Genomic DNA, 20,831 nt, shown 5'->3' with positions numbered 1-20,831 from the left:
AATAATTACTTTATTCACTATGACAAAATTTAAGTTCAGCAATATCCCAACATCTACCCGAATAATTGTCGCGATGACCATGGGGTTAATCATCGGCAGTTTCAGCGTAACCTTATATTCTACGGTTAATCATCTTGCTGATGCCTTTGTTATGTTATTGCAAATGACCGCCCTGCCTTATATTTCACTTTCTTTGATGGTAGGTATTGGCGGATTGTCTGCCAGTAAAGCTAAATCTGCACTTAAAAGCACTATAATATTAGTTATATTGCTGATCGCCTTAATGTTGTGTTTTATCTTAATGGCACCGTTATCATTTCCCAGTTGGCAAACGGCAGAGTTTTATAGCGCTAATACCGTTAAAGTTAGCCAAGAATTTAACATCGTTGAATTATTTATACCGTCGAACCCCTTTAATGCTTTTGCAAATGCGGTGATCCCTTCCGTAGTATTTTTTAGTGTTTTTATTGGTGTTGGGTTAATACCCATTAAAAATAAACGTCAGACATTAGCTGTGTTGGGTAACTTAAAGCAATCGGTTAGTAACATAAGTCATCTAGTCATGCGCTTTGCCCCCATAGGTGTGTTTTGTATCGGTTGGCGAGCAGCAGCAACGCTTGACGCTTCTCAACTTGATGGCTTAATGATTTATGTCGCTAGTGCATTGGTATTAACAGCTTTACTGACTTTTCTTGTTTTTCCTGCGCTTTTAGCAACCATTACACCATTTGGTTACCGTGCAATTATAAAGGCTTCAAGAGAAGCTATGATCACAGCCTTCGCTACAGGCAGCTTTTTTGTAGTCATTCCAATCATTGTGGAAAAAACAAAACAGCTAATTACTACACAATACCCAGATACTGACAATGTTGATAAAGTGTCAGATGTTATCGTACCTATAAGTTACAGTTTGCCCGTTGGTGGTAAGCTATTATCTCTGCTTTTTGTTTTGTTTGCTGCTTGGTTCTCTGGTGCTTATATAAGCTTTGAAGATTACGTACAACTGGTTGTGATGGGCATTCCGCAATTATTTGGTACTAGTACCTTAGCTATGCAAAATCTGTTAGAGATATTTAACGTTTCGCATAGCATGTTTGACTTTTTTCTAGTGTCAGAAAACTTAGTAGTCGGTCGTTTATCTGCCTTACTTTCAGTTACTTTTGCCAGTTGTTTACCTATTCTTGTTGCAACCAGCATGGCTAAAGCTTTCACCCTTAAGAAAAAATCGCTGATAAAATACTTAATTATTATTCCTGCTATTTCTGTACTTTCCTTTATTAGTTTAAAGTATGCCTTTAGCTCTATCAGCTACCAGTATGAGGGCTACGTTAAATTTATAGAACGTGACTTTTTAATGGAAAGTGTAAAAAGTACGCATGTTGATAATGCACAAAATAATAGTGCCAACCTTCAGCCAAATGTTGGTGTGCTAAGCCGTATAAAGCAGCGAGGTTTTATACGCGTAGGTTATTATCGCGACGATTTACCTTATTCTTTTCACAATAATAAAGGTAAATTGGTCGGTTTTGATATTGAGATCATGAATCAATTAGCTTTAGATCTTAATGTTGACATTGAATTTGTTAAAGTATTTCGTAACCAAGCACAAACGCTTCTCACATCGGGCTATTTAGACATCACAACAGGTGTCCCAGTTATTCCTGATAATATGTTCAAATACACACTAACCATGCCTTATAGCTCACAAAGCTTGGCAATTATTGTAAAAGATAAGAGGCGTGAAGAGTTCACCAACTGGGACAACATATTACAACGAGATGATCTGATTTTAGGTATTCCTGAAAGCTTTTACTATGAAAAAGCCATTGCTCGAACCTTTACTCATGGCAAGGCTTGGGAAATATCGACCCCTAGATTATTCTTTAAACCTGAATTTTCACATATTGACGCCATGCTGTTTGGCGCAGCAGCTTCATCAGCATGGACATTGCTGAATCCAAGTTACACCGTTGTAGTGCCAAAACCTGAATTAGCGCCATTGTTTATGGCCTTCCCTATTAATAAAAATGATCACAGTTTTGAACTATTTATGCGTAATTGGATCACAATGAAACAACAGAGTAAAACACTGGATAAACTATTCGATTATTGGATAAAGGGTAATAGTAACCTAGCTAATAAAAAGCAATAAACTGCGTTAACTAAAGTTGTACTAAAGACAAACTAATTATAAATTTAAAGGCAAAAATGAAAAACTCTACTGTGATATTTTTATCAACTAAGCGCAATGTAGCAATATGCTTTCTTGCAGCCTTATTCGTCACTGGCTGCGCAAAAATAAATGATATTTCGACAAACTTAGATGCCGAAAATTTCAAAAATTATTTTTCACCAACTAAAGTTAAAATTGTCGACAGTGAAAAAGACCTTGTCGGTAAATATAAGCTTCTAGGTTTGGTTGAAGGCGAGTCTTGCCAAGAAAAAGCGCACCATGCTGCGCCAAATGAAATTGATGCTCGCACCGAAGCTAGAGGCAAAGCCTACAAGCTAGGCGCCAATGCCATTATTTTTAGCCAATGTGTCATGATAGAAGATGATAAAGCCGCAAAATATTGTCTAGCATCGACCGTTTGTTATGGTCGAGCTTATCAGGTTGAACAAATAAAATAATGACAGAAAGTGTTAACTTCAATGTTATTGGTACTATTGACTCGCCTTACAAAGAGAAATTTGCCATTCCTAGGCAACCGGGTATTGTTACGGCGGCACAAGGACAACTGCGCCTCACAGGCTTAGCCAATAACGACGAGTTAGTTCGAGGCTTAGAGCAGTTTAGCCATATTTGGTTGTTGTTTGTTTTTCATGGTACGCAATCGCAAGGCTGGAAACCTCTCGTTCGACCGCCACGTTTAGGTGGTAATAAAAAGCTTGGGGTATTTGCTACGCGTTCAACGTTTAGGCCTAATCCTATCGGTATGTCGGTGGTAAAACTAGACCGAATTGAGCAATGCTCTGCAGGGCAAAACAACGTAGGTCAAAAAACTTCACAGGTTATTTTGCATATCAGTGAATTAGATTTACTTGATGGCACACCGATTATCGATATTAAGCCTTATGTTCCCTATGCCGATATTATTGAAAATGCACATGGAGGTTATGCTCAAAATCAACCGAGCAATAATATAACAATCATATTTTCTAAAGCAGCATTGCAAACTTTAGCTGACAATATAACCCTTTATCCATCTCTGCAAAGCCTGATAGAACAAGTGCTAAAGCAAGATCCCCGCCCTGCCTATAAACAGAATAAAACTGACGATAAAATTTACGGTATGAGCCTGTATCACTTTAATATTAAATGGCAGATGAGTGATCTATCAACATTACAAGTCATGACAATCGAAGCAACCACAAACCACACGGTTTAATACCTAAATTTCGATGAACTGTCCGATTATCGCGACTATCCATCAAGTAACTATTTATACTAAAGATAACAATAATAACTAAGGATTTTCGTTGAAATCACCTATTAGCCCAAATTATCAAGCCTATAGCGAACTACTGTTACTCGCCGCGATTTGGGGGCATCGTTTATGTTTATGCGCGTTGGTGCTCCAGAATTCGGCCCCATCGTATTTGCTACGCTTCGCACGGGTATAGCGGCTATTTTCTTGATTGTCTGTTTAGTATTATTCAAACAAACCAAAGCACTAAAAGGCTATTGGTTAAAAATCTTTGTGGTTGGCGCATTAAATACCGCACTCCCATTTGCCTTATTCAGTTTTGCCACATTAACACTAACAGCTGGAACCGCCTCAGTGTTGAATGCAACCGCCCCAATGTTCGGGGCAATAGTGGCTTATTTTTGGTTGAAAGATAAGTTAACCCCAAGCGCAGCGGTTGGCTTAATTATTGGCTTTATTGGTGTTTACTTATTAGTATCTGACAACATCCACTTCTCTACGACACCCACAACACAAGCACTTGAAAACAATGCGTTACTGCCAACATTAGCCGCTATGCTAGCTGCACTTTGTTATGGTATTTCAGCCAATTATACCAAAAAATATTTAAGCGCTATAAAACCGTTAGCTTTAGCTGCTGGCAGCCAAATCGCCGCTACCACTATGTTGGTGCCGTTAAGTCTATTTTTTATACCTGAAACACTTCCTAGCGCTAACGCAATTGGGGCTGTTATTTTAATTGGCGTTATCTGTACAGGCCTTGCTTATATTTTATTTTTTCGACTTATTGCACAACTAGGTCCAGCAAAAGCAATATCCGTGACTTATTTGATCCCGGCTTTTGGTATTTTTTGGGGCGCATTATTTTTAGGTGAGACCATTAGCTTAATGATGCTGATAGGTGGTAGCGTAACATTAATTGGCGTGGCATTAACAACGGGGTTATTACGAAGAAGAAAAGTAATATAGTTACGCTTAATCGACAATAAATTAAACTTAACGCTGATAAAAAGTAAAAACAAACTGCTTTAAAAACAGTTTGTTTTTATCAAAATATAATCTAGCTTGCCTATTTTTGTTTAACAACTTTACCAGTTTTCATCACAAAATCTACATCTAGCAATTCATCAATATTATTGAGTGGGCTAGCATGCATGGCAATAATATCCGCCACTTTCCCTACTTCTAATGTGCCTAACGTTTTTGACTGACCAATTAAGTCAGCGCCATTGATTGTCGCAGAAACTAAGATATCTTGTGCTGACATGCCGGCCTCAAACATTAATTGTGCTTCACGGGCATTGTAGCCATGTTTTGATACACCACTGTCAGTGCCATAAGCTATTTTCACACCCGCTTTGTATGAACGTTTGAAATTTTCAATCATATCACCGCCAACACGTATTGCTTTAGCGCGAATAGCCGGAGACATAAAGTCAGTAGTTTTTGCCATGTTAACCACCGTATCACCGGCCATTAATGTTGGCACTAAGTAGGCACCACCTTTTTTAAACAATTTAATACTTTCTTTGTCGGCGTAACTACCATGTTCAATGCTATCAACGCCTGCGCGTAATGCAGCGTTAATGCCGGCAGCAGCATGTGCATGACTCGCCACTTTTCGCCCTAGTGAATGTGCCGTTTCAACCACTTCTTTTAATTCATCATCAGCCATTTGTTGGCCTGTGCCAGTATCGGTATCAGATAAAACACCACCAGTAGATGTGATTTTAATAACATCGGCACCAAACTTGATCGCGTGACGTGTAGCTCTTCGACAGTCGTAAGGCCCATCACAAATCGTTTTTGCGGTGTGAAGCTCCATTAAATCTGGTGCCATACCGTCTACATCACCGTGTCCGCCAGTGACTGCAACACTGCTGCCTGCAGCAATAATCGTTGGGCCAGTTATCCAACCACGCTTCACGCCATCGCGTAAGGCAAATATTTGTTCAGCACTACTGCCTAAGTCACGCACAGTAGTAAAACCCGCCATTAAGGTTTTATTCGCAAAATAGGCACTTTTCATTAAGGTGTCGGCATCAGATAAATTAATCATTTCACTATCATTGTTCGGGCCCAACTCACCTTGCAAATGTACATGCATATCCATAAGTCCCGACATAACAAAACTTGAGGAAAGATCAATAAGTTTGGCATCTCCTCCAAAGCTATTAACGTCAACAAAACCGGACTTAAGTTCAGTGATTTTACCGTCAGTAATCACTAACGTTTGTTTTTTAAGTGGAGCCTTACCGGCAGTTACTAATAATTCGCCAGCATGAATAACGGTTGTTGCCGCCAAAGCTGAATGAGACAACGCGACACTAACGACTAACGCTATGCTTTTTATTGATGATTTCAATGTGAACATGTACTGAGCCTTATTGTTATTTTATTATTTGCCTATAGTTATAGCAGCATGACAAAAGAATAAAAAATGAATTCGATAAATGGGCAGTTTATTCCGTTCAACAACGGTGGGGCTATTTGAATACTAAAATTTGTAACCGTATTGTCAATGATGGCAATATGGCCACATATTTTGAAAATTCAAAGATTTATTCTTCTGTAAATGGCCATTGATAGTGGAATAAATTATAAGCCCTCTCACATTATATTTAACGCGATTTTTTAGGAGGGCCACTCGGCGCTTCATCAGGGCTGATGTAACCGTCGTTATTTTTATCAAAATGGCTAAAGCGCTGTTTGCCAGCCTTAAATTCTGACAATTCAACTTTACCATCGCTATTTTTATCGAAGCGGTTAATAAACTTATTGCTCGTACTTTTCGCCTCAAAGGCATTTATTTCAGGTGAATTTTTTTGCACTAAACTGATCTCGCCATACTCACTTCTTAGTTCTGTGAGTTCACCGGTCGCGATATTAACATTACCCCCTCTAACCAAACGTACATAGTTTTCTACTCTGATCATGTCACCCTGCGGGCCTCTAGACATTGGCTCTCCGGTTTTAGGATCACTTCGCTGAGCGCCAGCACCGTGCACGTCCATGGTTTTACCTCGCATTTCACCTAAGGCTTTGCCAAAAGCAATATAAACAGCACCTGCTTCTGGGACTGGTCCATCAAGGTGAGTAGTCGAACTCCAATAGTATGGATAATCCTGTTCACCGCCTTCATTCTCAATTAATGAGACTTTAAAAATAGGATCAATCGCTGCGGAATTTGATGTTTCAGGTGATCGTGTATAGTCAACAATGCTTTGTAGCTCTTTCGCGTTAGGTAAGCGCCAGTCATTGTAACCACCTAATGTCGACTGCTGTGCGTGTTGCAACGCCGCTTGCCAATTTAACCCATTATTACTATCTACTTGTTGCCACATTAATTCGGTTGCGCGATCTGAGACAGTTCCATCGCCATTATCTACAAAATTATTTTTACCGTAGTCGGTGTTGCCTCTTACTAACCTAAAATACATTTTATTAGCGTCATTCGTACGCGGGTTATATTTTGGATACCCCTTAATACGACCATCAACAAAATTCACACCAAAAACCGTATCGTCATTGCTCATGGTTTTACCGACATATTCAGTACTCGACCAAGTTTGCGCGTCAATTTCTCGCTCTCCAGAGTGAGTATCACCAATAGGTTGGTTAAAGTAGGTGGTATCAATAAACGGATAAAGGGCTTTGTCTCCTTTCACACTACCTGAAAATTGAATTAACGAATAAAGCTCTTTAATTGTTGGTAAACGCCAGTCGCTATAACCTGCTAACCTTATCTCCTGAACTTGTTTTTTTGCCGCTTCAAAAGTTAACTTATCACCCATCTCTTTTTGCCAAGTCAAGCCAGTAATGTTATCGGTAATAGTGCCATCACGATTGTCGGTATAAGACGGCGCATTAATAATAAAACTAGCATCTTGTCCGAAAAACTTTTCGCTAGCAGTGGGTAATGAAATAACATCATTGTTGCTATAAGCTAGCCTCTGTCCTGTATCAACAATGGCATAACTGCTAGTGACATTGTGCGTTATTGAAGTTAAGTTCGAGTTCGAAGCAATAGCTTTTGTGAGCACCATTAAGTCTTCAGAAAAAATAACATTACCGCGGTAATTCTTTTTAATTTCTTCCAAACTGGCAACAGTATCAACGGTAGTCGAATTAAAGTGTGTATAAACTAAATTTTTTACGTTAGCTTTGTCAGCCATACGGCTAGAATCTGCTAAGTTAAGGTGCGCATGACCTTTCGACACCCTGCTTTTGTTATTGCTACCATTTTTAGTCGCTTTACTGCCTTTTTTGTTTTTATTGTTACTCTTGCGACGCCCATCTTTCATAATCATGCCACCCGAATCAATAATCATAAAGTCGGCATTTTTAGCAAGCATTGGTAACTCATCGGAATAAGTAAGATCACCTGTAATAACAACAGATTGATCATGATAGTCAAAGCGATAAGCAAGGGTATAAATGGTATGTGGTACCTTCAAGGTGGTGACAATAATATCGCCAATCTTAAATGACTCTCCACCGGTTAAATCTTTTACTTCAAAGGCTTTTTGCCTTTCAGCAACCGTGCGTTGAGTTTTGCTTAAGCGATATGAAATATCTTCGTCATACAATGTTAAATTTGCTTCAGTAAACTTAACGGTATTAGGAGGTCCAATAATAGAAAAGGTACCCCGCCCTAACAGCGAACGAATAAACATAGGTACAAACTCTTCGTTATGATCAAGGTGATGATGAGTAAAAACTAATGCTGTTAAGTTCCGAGGGTCAACCCCTAATTTATTCAAATTAGCCTGTGTACCATTACCCATATCAACTAAAATATGTGTATTACCTGCTGAAATTAAGGTGCTAGCACTGGCACGTTTTTCATTATAAATAGGCGAGCCAGAGCCAATAATGGTTGCAGTAAGTTGATCAGCAGCGTTAGCCACTTGTAGAAAAGTAAAACCTGATAACACTAACGCGATGATAACTTTTATCATAGTAAACCTAACCTTCATTGAAAGAATAATGTTGAATATCGAGGTCACTATACAAATCAATTTGTGTACTTTCAGGTAATTTACAAAACTTTACGCCTGTGAAAGCCGCTAATGTACGCAAAAGTTGAAGTGAAAAAAGTGTTCGAAAGGTGGTTAACTAGCTGTAGCGATATTAAAGAATTAAGTAGCCACTAACATTTTAGTGTCTGGCACCTGCACCAAAGCGGTCATTGAAGTTTTAGATCGAAACGGAAGCTTTAAGCAAGCATACTCCACATCAATATCATCGTTTATCTATACACTTCAAATTAAAATGCCAATAGTGCCGACTTTAGAGCACAAGTATAATTTTAACTTTACGCATAAAATAACCGACTTAAAGCCGGTTTATTTTATGTTTTCACTCATTATCTAATTAGTGCTGATGTCCGCCTGCACCATGTGCATGACCATGTTCAACTTCTTCAGACGTTGCTTCACGTACATCTGCAACTTCTAAATCAAAAGTTAACACTTTACCTGCTAGTGGTGGGTTAATATCAACAGTCACCATAAATTTACCCGCTTTAACAACAGTTACTTGGCGTTGACCGCCATCTGTATTTACCACAGCTGTCATACCTGCTTTCCATTTAGCACTTGGCGTAGGTAAGCCTTGCATATGCTTTACCGGCACACGTTGAATGGCATCTTCTTGGCGTTCGCCGTATGCTTCTTCAGGTTGTAAAGTTACTGAAAACTTATCGCCAGTTTCTTTGCCTACTAATGCATTTTCTACACCCACTAACATATTTTTGTAACCGTGAAGGTAGGCTAAAGGGTTACCTTCATAAGAGTTTTCTATTTCAACACCGGCTTCATCTTTAAGTACGTAATGAAACTGAACAACGGTTTTATCGGTAATTTTCATTTTATTTCCAAGCTAGTAATTAGTGTTAATGTGCCAAATTTATATGGCGAAAATGGTGCATGAGTCTTTGCGCGAGAGTTTAACAAAATAGTGATACCAATTGAATTAAGAATTATCCTCTTGATGAATTTAATTAAGCCTGAACGAAAAATCCAAGCCTTATATCCCTCCAGTTATGTATTAGATTAGACGCAAATCTATGCTCAAACCTATGGCCAAAGTTATATTTAAAGTTATGCGCAAAGTTATGCTTAAAGCTATGCCCACAGCAATAGCACCAAAACACTTATCACGATTAACAACATACCTAAGTATTCAGTGGCCGATATTTTTTCTTTGAAAATACGGTATGTTATAAACAAGGTAATAAAAAACTCGACTTGACCTAACGCCTTAACATAAGCCGCCTGTTGAAAACTCATAGCAGTAAACCAACCTATCGAGCCAATAACACTAGTTAAACCAACAAATAAACATAAACGCCATTGGTTAAACATATTCGTAATCTGTTGCTTATCTTGGCAATAAACGTAGATGATGGAAATGAAAGACTGCACAGTGATCATAAAAGTTAAGGTAACAGCAGCGCTCAATAATAAGTCGCTATTTAATGCCAAGCTAGACTCTCGCACAAGCAGTGTTGTAATAGCTAAACCCAAACCTGACGCTAAACCAAAACCTGCTCCGGGGTTTTGCAGTACATCTTTAAAAGTAAACTTTACTTTCGAGACTAACAAAATACCAACCACACCAATAATGACTGAAAACCAGCCCATATAACTTAAACTAGCTGAAAATAGTAAAGCACCAACAACAGCGACCTGAATAGCTTCAGTTTTAGCCAAGCTCGTTGCTACCGCAAAATTTCGATACTTAAATGCTGCCACTAAACATACCGTTCCAATAATTTGCATAACACAGGCAATTAGTGCGTATTGTAAGAATTGTGTGTTTAAAGAAGGTATCTCTAGTGCACGATAATCTGCAACCCACCACAAATATAGCCATGCAAAAGGCAGAGCGTAAATGTACCTCACCCCTGTTGTTGCCATAGCATTGAGGTGTTGGGTAAGTTGCTTTTGTCCTGCTGTTCGTATTGCCTGCATGAAAGCAGCAAGTAAAGTGAAGTAAATCCAAAGTTCCAAGAAAAATCCCAATAACAATAGTTTAGAAGCATTATTGTATGATTTGCTAAGGCTAAAAACTATGAATGATATGGACTATTTAATGGCTAGATGAACTATTGCAATATAAAACTTAACAATTGGCTTATTGACAGCGTGAATAACGACATCGCATATCAGCTAACTCTGGTCTTACCTGTTGAGGTTTTAACAATAACAAGGTATTTTAATCATTACTCACTCGTTAAAGTACCTTTTATGATTAAACTGCATTGCTTAAATGGATATATTCAAAATTTTTATCTAGCTGAGTACGCTGATAAACTTTTATTACTTGATGGTTGCTGCCGTGCTGACATTGCCATTATAGAAGATTTTGTAAACAATACCCTTAATCGACCTATGTCAGATATTGCCTTAATTGTAGTCACACACATGCACCCTGATCATGCTGGTGCTGCGAATTTGTTACGTAAAAAATATGGCAGTAAGGTAGCAGCAGCCAATGTGCCTGGGCAGTGGTATTCAGGTGTTGACGGTAAACTAATGCACTTAACCGACATTCTATTAACGTTATGGGTAGCGGGTCGCCAGAAAAAAGCTAAAAAACACCTCTATTACTCAAGCAAGCTAACGCCTGACTTTTATCTTAGTGATCAATCAGTTTTACCTGGATTTGAAGATTGGCAGGTACATTTCACTCAAGGCCATACTGACAGAGATATATCATTACACCATAAAGCAAGTAATCAAATTTATGTTGCCGACTTAATGGTAAAAGTGCGCGGAGCTTTTATTCCACCCTACCCAGTTTTTTATCCTAAACGATACCTTCAATCTTTACTAAAGATTAGAGCATTAAATATAGAATCTGTACTTTTGGCACATGGAGGAAAGGTTCAATTAACTGAACAACAATGGCAGCATTTGATAGCGTTGGCGCCAACCAAGCCTGTTACACATTGGCGTTCAGTTAAAACAAAGCTTAAACGGGTATTATTTAACCGCTAAAGTAGGTGTTTCTTAGCTTTGGTAAACCCAAGCTAAGAATGATTTTGACTCATTTACATTAGTAAATGAAATTAGTTTTGTACCGTTTTTATCCGTAACTGCAACATTATTTTTGTTAACAGAAATAGATTGAATCGGTGATGCGATCGAATAGATCGTACCTTGGTATGTATAAGACATAATAAACTCTTTTAATGTGCGCTAAAGCGCATGAACAAAAGCTATATTATTGTGTAGTGGAACTTTTTTATTTGAAAAATAACAACTTTTTAACGAGATACACTCGAAAAATCAGACAATAATTTAAGCTTAATAAATTAGGTGATGACTAACTGTGAAAAGGAAAGGCAAACACGATTTTATAAATAATCGGTTAAATAGACTAGATGGGAATAATTAACGCCTGCACTATATCGTTAACAATTAATAAAGTAAACTTTTTATTTTATTAATTGTTAACTAATTATCGCACTATCTTAGCAACTACGCTTTTAATGATAACGCTGACAAAATTGACATACCCTCAATATTACAAAAATTTACCGCTTCATCTAAGTCATCAAAAGTAATGCCTAAATCGTCCATAATATGTTGACCAACAAATGATTTTTTTGAATACATACCAGGGTGTGAATTTAATAAAGCCAATCGAGTACAGATATAGAGCAATGAAATAGCTTCATCTTTATCTTCACTATACGCTTGATGATACTGTTCAATGGGAGAGATTATGCTTTGAGGTAATTGCCATAAGTTTAATAATTCAGCACTACAATCAGCATAAGTAAAACCAAAAACATCTTGTTGTCGCTGCCATGGCGTTTCATTTTTATCATAATCTTGACAATATTGCGCTTTCTTTGGATCCGTTTGCATAACGACTAGTTCGCCAATGTTATGTAACAGTCCAGAAACAAATAAACCTTTCGCATTTTTAATGTTTTTTTTCTGGGCTAAGTATTTACACAATAAAGCACAATCGACACTCACTTCCCAAAACCTGTCCATATCAATAATACTGGTATCAATCGTTGCAAAAGCGGAAGTAACACCATAAGTATTAATTAAATTGCGTACTTCATTTATCCCCAAAACAGCTAGTGCTTTTGAAATAGTGCCTATTTCACGCGGAAAATTGAATAACGCGCTATTAGCGACTTTTAGCAACTTAGATGTTAAAGCAGGATCTAACGCTATAATTCCAGCGATATCGGCTAAAGTAGATTGCTCGTCATCCATCATCTCTTGCAATCGTAAATAAACATCAGGTAAAACACAGAGTTTTTCAGCTTTTTCTGCATACTGTAGTGCTGTCGTTAGCATTTTGTGCTCCTTTTGAAGTATTTAAGCTTAAAAATAAACGGTTTGTCTCTGCCACTTAATGTACTTATAAAATGTACTGAACACAATATTTGCCAAAAACTATATCTAGTGCCAAAATAGTTTTGTTACTGAACTTTGTTTGATGAGTATTATTTTTATAAATTATTAACCACTAGTTCGAAGCGATATTTTTAACGCTGCTCCCAGTTAAAAAGTTAGCCTATAAACATTAGCTGCGAAAACTGTAAATTATGTATATCTAGCGTGTACGGTAATTTTTATATTTCAATTACATTAGCAGTTATCTAGCAACTAAATTTATCACTCAAAACTCACAGTAAAAAATTAAGCAGTATGATTGAAAGAACATCACTATTTGAGGATAGGGATATATGAAGTACCTAAACATAAAGATTTTTTTCAACTCTGTTGTTGTCTTTATGATGATATTGACTTCCTTGCCTACATTAGCAGGAGAAAAGTTAGTCTTTGCTACACATACTCCGCCTCCTTTAAGCTTATATTTACATGAATTGATTCAAGAAGCGCTAAAGCCTTACTCAATTAAAGTGCAAACCATTCAAATACCAGGTAATAGAGTTATCTCGCAAGTCAATAGTGGTCGTATTGATGGCGATCTTTCTCGTGTGATAAACTTTAAAGAGATCTCAGATATTGATAGCTCAAATTATTTACTGGTTAATGAGCCTCTGGTATTAACAGAAATTGTCATGATTACCTTAGCGAATAAAAACATCGATCAGCCGATTACATGGACAACAGTCAACCAAGGAAGTGTTGCCTTTTTACGCGGCTCAAAAACGGTTAGAAAGCATCTTAATCCAGAAAATCGTATTGCAGTTTCTTCCAATACTAATGTATTAAAAATGGTCGCGAACAAACGAGTAAATTCTGCCATTATGTTTTCCTCTGTGGCAAATAGCCTGTTAGACCAATCACCAGAATTACGCAGTAAATTAATGATACATAAACCGGCGGTAGATTCATTTCATCTTTTTACTTACCTGAATAAAAAACACGCCGAGTTAATCCCGAAACTTGAACTTTCACTGAAGCAGCTTAAAAACAACGGTTTTATGGAAAATACAGCAAAAAAATATCAAATAACAACAGAAAATATCGAGTCCTTATCAACTGTAAACTTAGAATCGAAATTTATGCCGACAAAGCGCGGCGATACAACCCATAAACTTAATTGTCGAGATAGCGATAACAATCAGCTAATTCACTGACCCCTAAACCACTGTGTTTTTTCACTTCAATTTGCACATCAATACGCTTTTTCAAGGCATCAACATGACTGATCACGCCAATCATTTTGCCACTAGCATTTAATGAATCAAGGGCTGATAAGGCAATTTCTAGGGTGTCGTTATCTAAAGTGCCAAAACCTTCATCCAAAAATAGTGAATCAATACTGGTTTTAGCACTGACTAAATCAGATAACGCTAAAGCGAGCGCTAAACTGACTAAAAAGCTTTCACCACCTGATAAGGTTTTAGTGTCTCGCACACTATCCGCTTGCCAAGTATCAAGTACTTCTAACGCTAAATTATCTGACTGTTGACGCTGTAATTGATAGCGGCCGTGTAAACGATTAAGTTGTTGGTTGGCTAGATAGACTAAATGCGACAACGTTAAGCCTTGCGCGAAGCGTCTAAACTTAGCTCCATCTTTAGCGCCAATTAAGCCATTAAGATGCGAAAGATCGTCTAGTTCAGCTTGTTGATTAACAATGTTTGCGAGTACGCTTTTTTGCTCTTCACGTTGCTGTTTATCTTGGCTTACTTGCTGACTTAACTGCCCTTGACGAACTTGTAATTGTTTTAATATTTGTGCACAAATCACAGCTTTATTATCAAAAGTGGCAATATCTAGCTGATCATTTATCTCAACTCGCTGTGTGAACAATAAATCTTTCAGTATTTCATCATGACTCTCTGCTGCACTGCTCTCATTACTTTGCAACGCATCAACCAATTGATGACTTTGTTCTTGCAGCAGCGCTTTATCTTGCTCAAGTTGTAATAATTGTTGTTGTGCTTGCTGCAATTGCGCCTTGGCTTGCTGTACTTGCTGTTCAATTGTTTGTTGTATTTCTTTTAAAGCTTTACGTTGCTCTAAGGTCAATAGCGCGGCTTTAAAATCAGCTTCGGTTGCGAACTCACTGTCAGCGAGCTGCGTTTGCCAAACTTGATTAGCTGACTGTTGCTGCGGCGTTAAGCGATTGATCGCCTCAACATTGCCATGTAATTTACCCGCGACATTTTGTTGTAAGTTTTTCTGCTCGTTAAGTACATTTTGATGCCCAAGCAATGCTTGTTCTTGCGCTTGTTGCTGTTGCTTTAATTGTTGACGCACTTGCTGAGTATTTTGTTCACCAAATAAGCTATGACGTTTAATTTTTTCTTCAGTAAGTTGCTGTTCTAACGCATTCAACTCTGTTTTTAAGCTTTGCTCAGAAGTATTTAACTGCTCAACGTTGTTATCGACTATTGCCCGTTGTTGCTGCAATTGTTGTAGTTGTTCGTTATCAATGCTAACGGCGCTTAATGCCGTTTGATAAGCGCTACTTTGCTGCTCAAGTTCATTTATCCATGCTTGCTGCAGTTGTACTAAAGCATTAAATTTATCTTGTGCAGCATCAGTTTGTGTCGCATCTATATCTACTTGATTAAAAACAGTAAAACAATCAGGCAGAGTCAGGTGACTCGCTTGCATAAACGTGCTTAACTTTTGCCACTCTTGCGATATTTGCGTTAATTTAAGCATCAGGCTTTGCTTGTTTTGCTCAGCTTGTTGTCTAAATTGCTTAAGTTGTAACGTTTGATTTTGGCTCTGATTAGACAAAGTTAACAGCTGTTTTTCTTGCCCGGTCAGTAATGTTACTTGCTGTTGCTGAGCCTGCTTTAATTGCTGTAGTTGGCTATTGGCATTATTGAGTTGCTCAAAATGTTGTTGACGAGCCTGAATATTTGCTTCTATTTGCGCAAATTCAGATAGCTCAACATCAAGCGCTAATAACGTGCGTTGTGTAAGCCATTGCTGCGCTAAATATTGTTGTTCTTGTTGTTTTACGGCTTGGTTTTCGCCAACAAAATTAAGCTTTTCTTTTAATCGGTCTTGCGCAGACGACAAGGTTTTCCCTTGCTGTTCAAGCTGATCTAAAGCCAAGGTTAATTGCTTTAATCGGCTTTGTTGCTCATTTTCATCACCGTTGTTAGCACTAAGCGCCTGATAATCACCAATAGCAGGATGTTGCTGTGAGCCGCATAACGGACAAGCTTGGTCCGTTTTTAAGTTTGCTCGATGTTCACTTAACGACATAATCGTTTTTTGTTGTTCAACAATTAATTGCACATCAGTCAATTGCACTTTTTGCTGTTTATATTGTGATCTTAATGGCTGTAATTGCTCGACTATACTAGCTAATTGCTGATTATCGTCATTCAGCGTTTTATCAATATCTTTTAATTCTGTTGCTAACGTTTGGTAACGTCTGGCATTTTGCATAACTTGCGCTTGTTCAGTAACCATCGACTGCATATTATGCAACTGCTGACTAAGCGCCTGTTCACTTTCACATTGGTGTTGTGCTAATAACTCACTTATCGCACTTTCTTTCGAAGCGAGCAGTACTTGCTGCTGCTTAAATTCAGTATCAAGCGTGGCAAATTTTTGTTCATCTTCAGCCATCGTATGAGTTAATGCTTCAGCTTGCTTTTGTAGCGTTACATCTTGCGCCAGTAACTCAAAACTCAATTGTTTCTCATTAACCATTTGCGCATGCATATTGCGCCATAATGGTAAATGCTCAGGCAATGGTGCCAAGTGCTCTTGCTGCCCGATAAATGCTTTGGCTTGCTCTATTTTCTCTTGCTGAATTTGCTGTTGGCTCAACAGTTGCTCGGCTTCTTTTTTTGCTTGTTGCGCTACTTCACTCGCGCTTGTTAAGCGACTAACCTGTTGACTTTGTTGCTCCGTGAGCTGAGAGATTTTGCTATCTAATGGCAGTACTTGTTCAACAATTAATTGTTCTGTCGCTTGTTGCTCTTTGACAAACCCATCATGGGCTAATGAAAACTCGGCTAGTGCTTGCTCTGCGACACCAACTTGATCTGCACTTTGTTTCGCATCTTGCTCAAGAACTTTAGCCTGCTCATTAAGCTCAGTAAGTTGTTGATTCACATGATTGAGTTGCTGATATTCAGCGCGTAAGTTTTCCGCAGGCTCTGACAATGCTAAAGCGCGTAATTGAGTCTCATGCTCGCTATGCTTTTGCTGCGCGCTTTGTTCTTGTTGCTCGGCGTGTAATTTTTGCTTATTGGCTTGCTGAACATTCACTAACCAATGTCGAATATGCTGCCAATGCGTTATCTGCGCTTCAAATGGTTGTTGTTGTGCGCTAACTTTTTCTAGTTCGTTATCAATAACTTGTTGCTGCTCAGGCGTTAATAACTGCAGGCCTGAGTTTTTCGCTTGTAGTAGCTTTAATTCATTACTCGCGTCTTTGTGCTGTTCAAACACCGCTTTAGAAATGTCACCATAAATTTCACTACCGGTCAGCTCTTCTAATAAATCGGCGCGTTCATTCGCCGGAGCATTTAAAAAAGCGGCAAACTCCCCTTGCGATAACATCATCGACTTTCTAAAACGAGAAAAGTCTAAGCCAGTGATGCGAGCAATTTCATTTCGAATATCTGAAACTTTAGTAGCAATAACGTCCGCTTCTCCTGCGGATTTTTCATCAGTATCGTCAAGGTTAACGTCACCGTTTGGCGTTATTTTCGCTAATTCTGCGGTCGGTTTTTGTAAGTTACCTTCAACACTGTTTTTAGCTCGACGTTGACTCCAAAAAGCACGATACGCTTGACCTTTCACCTCAAATTCAACTTCAGCCAAACAGCTCGTAGTATGGCGGGTCATTAATTGGTTTTGCTTGTCTGATATCGTTAAGCGTGGTGTTTGATGGTAGAGCGCCAAACACATGGCGTCGAGTATTGTCGTTTTACCCGCACCGGTCGGGCCAACAATGGCAAACAAAGCACTGGTGTCGAAAGGCGATTGGGTAAAATCTATTTTCCAATGACCTTTTAGGGAATTAATGTTTTCAAAGCGTAGTGATAATATTTTCATTATTTCTGCTCCGCTTTAGTATCAGAGCTATTATCTATGGTGCTATTTTTATCTAGAGAAGGCTTTGCAGCGCTGGCAAGTTGGGTTTGCTCTGCTATTTCGAGGTACAAACTATTTAATCGCACTTTACGTGCTTGCTGCTCATTAGTTTCCCAAGGCTCTATCTCCATGCGTGCATCGAAAACGTCTTGCACACTAAGCTCGCTTAAGGTTATTTTTTTCTCATGACTGGGCATTTGCTGACGGGATTTTTTACTGCGCCTAACGAGTAGCACTTCCACGGGTAACTCAGCGACTATTTGCTCAATACGTGCGGTTAAATCTTGTAAGTATTCCACGCTTTCAATTTCGATATCGAGCCAGATTTTTTCTGCAATATCTGCCGTGTTACTTGCATCTTTGGCGTTCACTGGTTCAGTACTTTGTGTTTTAGCAACGCCAGCAATATCTTCCGATAATGTATCTAGCTGAGTTTTTACCATCGCCAAAGGTTGAAAGCATGGCACATGAGTTAACTCTACATCGCTGAGTTTGCCATCTTTAAATTCGGCAATAACAATACTTTTTTGTGTATTCGCTTCATCAAAACTTAATGCGATAGGTGAGCCACTATAGCGAATATGCTCACTTTTAGTGACTTTTTGTGGGCGATGAATATGGCCTAAAGCGATATAGTCGGCTGCGGGAAATTCGCTGGCAGGGAAGGCTTCTAAAGTACCAATATAAATATCACGTACTGACTCGCTAACCGATGCACCAATCGTGGTTAAGTGTCCGGTGGCAATAATGGGTAAGCGAGTATCTGTAGCTTGATTTTCAACTGACAAGGTCTGTGCATGGGCAAATAAGCTTTGATAATGGCTCGTTATGGCTTGTTGTAACGAACGTTGTTTCTCACTGGCCGATTGCCCAGCATAGCTTTTGACAATATCGCGTGCCCTAATAAAAGGAATAGCGCAGATCACCGCTTGTTGATCAGTTTTTAGGCTTTCAAGAACAAATACTTGCTCTGCGATATTATCGCTTACCGCAGAAATAACCCTTGTTGATAATTGCTGCAGTAATTTTTGTGATTCACCCAGCATAGCAACCGAGTCATGATTCCCTGCTAGCACCACTAATTGACAGCATGTTTGGTGCAGCTTAGCAATAAAATCAAAGTACATTTCGCGGGCATAACTTGGCGGTGTGCCGGTATCAAAAATATCACCTGCAACAATAATGGCATCAATCTGTTGTACTTGAGATTGCTCGATTAACCAATTCAAGAATTGTTGATGTTCACGTGCTCGACTTTTGCCGTAAAAATGTTGGCCTAAATGCCAGTCGGATGTGTGAATAATTCGCATAATGTACGTGCACGCCAAAGTCATAAAAATCAAAGTAATTATTCTACCGACTCTATGGCTAGCTTACTACTGGGCAATTGATAAAGCTGAGAAATATAGTTATCTAAAATCATCAACTATACTGCCAATATATAAAAAATTTATTTTGGAGCACACATTAAGCTTATCAAGTGTTTAGGTTATGTAAATTAACAACAGAGGAAAGCCATATGGAAAATCAAATTGTTTGGGTGGATATTCCCGTCATAGATTTAACCCGCGCCATTGAGTTTTATAGCGCTTTACTTAACGGTGAAGTTAAAAAAGAAGAGTTTGAGCACTTTACCTTTGGCATATTACCGCATGCAGATACCAATGTTTCTGGTTGTTTAGTGCCCTCGCCTCCAGAGCAAATATTTACTTCAGGTCCGCTAATTTATTTTAATGTCAATGGCCGACTCGATGATGCTATCAAGCAATCAGAAATGCACGGGGTCGGCTAGTAGAAGATAAAATATCCATGGGTGGCCATGGTTTTCGCGCTATTATTCATGACTCGGAAGGCAACCGTATTGCACTGCATAGTAATACGCCATAGCGAAAACATTAGTATTTTTATAAAGAGTACGCTGATAACAAAGCCATGTAATCATGCTGAATGGCTTTAAATTATCTCATCTTCTTTTTGTCGTTGAGCTAATGCATTCATCAATAAAGTGACTTTTATCGGTGTAAAGCACAAAGTGCGTTCAGCGCCTGTTGTCCCTTCGTCTTCGTTATCAGCATTCCATATAGTTTCGCTCGTAACATTTATTTGTATGGCATGGCCTCGATGCCAATCGCAAAATAATAAACAAGCGCTAGGGTTATTAAACAAATTTCCTAAGGTATTAAAAAAGCCATTACCACGATAATCATCAACCAATAATTGTCCTTGTGCATTAATGGTCACAAAACCACTATCGCCACCGCGATGAGAAATATCGATACCACGGTTATTCAAGTTTTGGCCGTCATTAAAGCTACTCGCAATAAAAAAGGTATCAGCATTTGATATTATGGCTCGGTGCGTATCATTAAGTTGTGTTGCTATCGTTGAGGTAAACTCACCGTAGTCAACATTGCCTATAAATGTTTTGGTTTGGATATATTTGGGGCAATTTCCATAGCTTTGTAATACCTTAATTCTGATGCTCTTTTGGCTAATATCCGTAATAATACCGTTAATACGATTACGCCTTTTGGTATTAAATTCAATACCAAGTAAGCCAACGCTGTCACCAATATTAAGATCTTCCTTGCTCATATTACCGAGCGAATATTGCGTATTGATCACCAATTCGCTTGCACTTGGTGACTGAATAAAGTTTAAGGCGCCGAAAAATATCCCAGCATTAATACCAGAATAATAATCACTATAGCCAATAAAAATCATCGACAAAGATTGAAAAAATTCTCGATGTTGTAGAGGCATAAATTCACGAATGAACTTACCACCTATTTCAGCCATACGCTTATCTGTACCAGCCTTTTGTTGGACGGCTAACTCTCCTTGATGCCAAATATTTAACAGATCATTAGCCATTGTC

The 20,831-nt window shown here is 38.5% G+C and carries 16 protein-coding genes; 7 read left to right on the top strand and 9 right to left on the bottom strand.

What is annotated here, in order from left to right:
- Positions 1–19 precede the first annotated feature (19 nt).
- The 4 genes from DBO93_RS05915 to DBO93_RS05900 all read left to right on the top strand — a co-directional run bounded on the left by DBO93_RS05915 (position 20) and on the right by DBO93_RS05900 (position 4,397).
- Positions 20–2,152: a cation:dicarboxylase symporter family transporter gene (locus DBO93_RS05915; RefSeq protein WP_108455499.1), complete on the top strand. Its 2,133-nt coding sequence runs from the start codon at positions 20–22 to the stop codon at positions 2,150–2,152.
- A gap of 56 nt (positions 2,153–2,208) precedes the next feature.
- Entirely contained in the window at positions 2,209–2,631 is a 423-nt protein-coding gene (gene rcsF, locus DBO93_RS05910; RefSeq protein ID WP_108455498.1) for an Rcs stress response system protein RcsF, read from the top strand.
- Positions 2,631–3,389 (top strand): tRNA (N6-threonylcarbamoyladenosine(37)-N6)-methyltransferase TrmO, encoded by a 759-nt coding sequence (gene tsaA, locus DBO93_RS05905; RefSeq protein ID WP_108455497.1) that lies wholly within the window; start codon positions 2,631–2,633, stop codon positions 3,387–3,389. The genes rcsF and tsaA overlap by 1 nt, the downstream gene beginning before the upstream one ends.
- Positions 3,390–3,557: 168 nt before the next feature.
- Positions 3,558–4,397, top strand: coding sequence for a DMT family transporter (locus DBO93_RS05900; protein ID WP_108455496.1), 840 nt, complete (start codon positions 3,558–3,560; stop codon positions 4,395–4,397).
- Between the two features lie 100 nt (positions 4,398–4,497).
- Here DBO93_RS05900 and DBO93_RS05895 read toward each other — a convergent pair whose 3' ends face one another.
- The 4 genes from DBO93_RS05895 to DBO93_RS05880 all read right to left on the bottom strand — a co-directional run bounded on the left by DBO93_RS05895 (position 4,498) and on the right by DBO93_RS05880 (position 10,444).
- The gene (locus DBO93_RS05895) at positions 4,498–5,802 is read right to left on the bottom strand and encodes an amidohydrolase family protein (protein WP_108455495.1); all 1,305 of its coding nucleotides are present in this window, start codon (positions 5,800–5,802) and stop codon (positions 4,498–4,500) included.
- A 247-nt stretch (positions 5,803–6,049) separates the two neighbouring features.
- Positions 6,050–8,389: a DUF1566 domain-containing protein gene (locus DBO93_RS18770; protein WP_204100657.1), complete on the bottom strand. Its 2,340-nt coding sequence runs from the start codon at positions 8,387–8,389 to the stop codon at positions 6,050–6,052.
- A 415-nt stretch (positions 8,390–8,804) separates the two neighbouring features.
- Positions 8,805–9,299, bottom strand: a complete 495-nt coding sequence (locus tag DBO93_RS05885; RefSeq protein WP_108455494.1) for a peptidylprolyl isomerase — start codon at positions 9,297–9,299, stop codon at positions 8,805–8,807.
- A 257-nt stretch (positions 9,300–9,556) separates the two neighbouring features.
- Positions 9,557–10,444, bottom strand: a complete 888-nt coding sequence (locus DBO93_RS05880) for a DMT family transporter (RefSeq protein ID WP_108455493.1) — start codon at positions 10,442–10,444, stop codon at positions 9,557–9,559.
- 240 nt (positions 10,445–10,684) lie between these two features.
- Here DBO93_RS05880 and DBO93_RS05875 point away from each other — a divergent pair, with 240 nt between their 5' ends.
- Entirely contained in the window at positions 10,685–11,434 is a 750-nt protein-coding gene (locus tag DBO93_RS05875) for an MBL fold metallo-hydrolase (protein WP_108457766.1), read from the top strand.
- 12 nt (positions 11,435–11,446) lie between these two features.
- Here the strand turns inward: DBO93_RS05875 and DBO93_RS18765 are convergent, their stop codons facing one another.
- Positions 11,447–11,614, bottom strand: coding sequence for a hypothetical protein (locus tag DBO93_RS18765; RefSeq protein WP_198946910.1), 168 nt, complete (start codon positions 11,612–11,614; stop codon positions 11,447–11,449).
- A gap of 303 nt (positions 11,615–11,917) precedes the next feature.
- Positions 11,918–12,757 carry an HDOD domain-containing protein gene (locus DBO93_RS05870; protein WP_108455492.1) on the bottom strand — a complete coding sequence of 280 codons (840 nt, stop codon included), beginning with the start codon at positions 12,755–12,757 and terminating at the stop codon, positions 11,918–11,920.
- A 392-nt stretch (positions 12,758–13,149) separates the two neighbouring features.
- Between DBO93_RS05870 and DBO93_RS05865 the strand changes: the two genes are divergently transcribed.
- Complete coding sequence (locus DBO93_RS05865) at positions 13,150–14,010, top strand: transporter substrate-binding domain-containing protein (RefSeq protein ID WP_108455491.1); 861 nt, start codon at positions 13,150–13,152, stop codon at positions 14,008–14,010.
- On the opposite strand, the gene DBO93_RS05860 is transcribed toward DBO93_RS05865, so the two are convergent.
- Together DBO93_RS05860 and sbcD are read right to left on the bottom strand one after the other, a co-directional pair.
- Complete coding sequence (locus DBO93_RS05860) at positions 13,970–17,914, bottom strand: AAA family ATPase (protein WP_108455490.1); 3,945 nt, start codon at positions 17,912–17,914, stop codon at positions 13,970–13,972. The genes DBO93_RS05865 and DBO93_RS05860 overlap by 41 nt on opposite strands.
- The gene (sbcD, locus tag DBO93_RS05855) at positions 17,914–19,263 is read right to left on the bottom strand and encodes an exonuclease subunit SbcD (protein ID WP_108455489.1); all 1,350 of its coding nucleotides are present in this window, start codon (positions 19,261–19,263) and stop codon (positions 17,914–17,916) included. The genes DBO93_RS05860 and sbcD overlap by 1 nt, the downstream gene beginning before the upstream one ends.
- Positions 19,264–19,472: 209 nt before the next feature.
- On the opposite strand from sbcD, the gene DBO93_RS05850 reads away from it, so the two are divergent.
- Positions 19,473–19,745: a VOC family protein gene (locus DBO93_RS05850; RefSeq protein WP_204100656.1), complete on the top strand. Its 273-nt coding sequence runs from the start codon at positions 19,473–19,475 to the stop codon at positions 19,743–19,745.
- 161 nt (positions 19,746–19,906) lie between these two features.
- On the opposite strand, the gene DBO93_RS05845 is transcribed toward DBO93_RS05850, so the two are convergent.
- A complete protein-coding gene (locus DBO93_RS05845; RefSeq protein ID WP_108455488.1) occupies positions 19,907–20,827 on the bottom strand; it encodes a pyridoxamine 5'-phosphate oxidase family protein in 921 nt (306 codons plus the stop codon).
- Positions 20,828–20,831 lie beyond the last annotated feature (4 nt).

Source organism: Colwellia sp. Arc7-D, from assembly GCF_003061515.1.
In the GTDB taxonomy this organism is placed as follows: domain Bacteria; phylum Pseudomonadota; class Gammaproteobacteria; order Enterobacterales; family Alteromonadaceae; genus Cognaticolwellia.
Note: the sequence above shows the minus strand (reverse complement) of the source record. Positions and strands in the feature narration are given on the sequence as shown.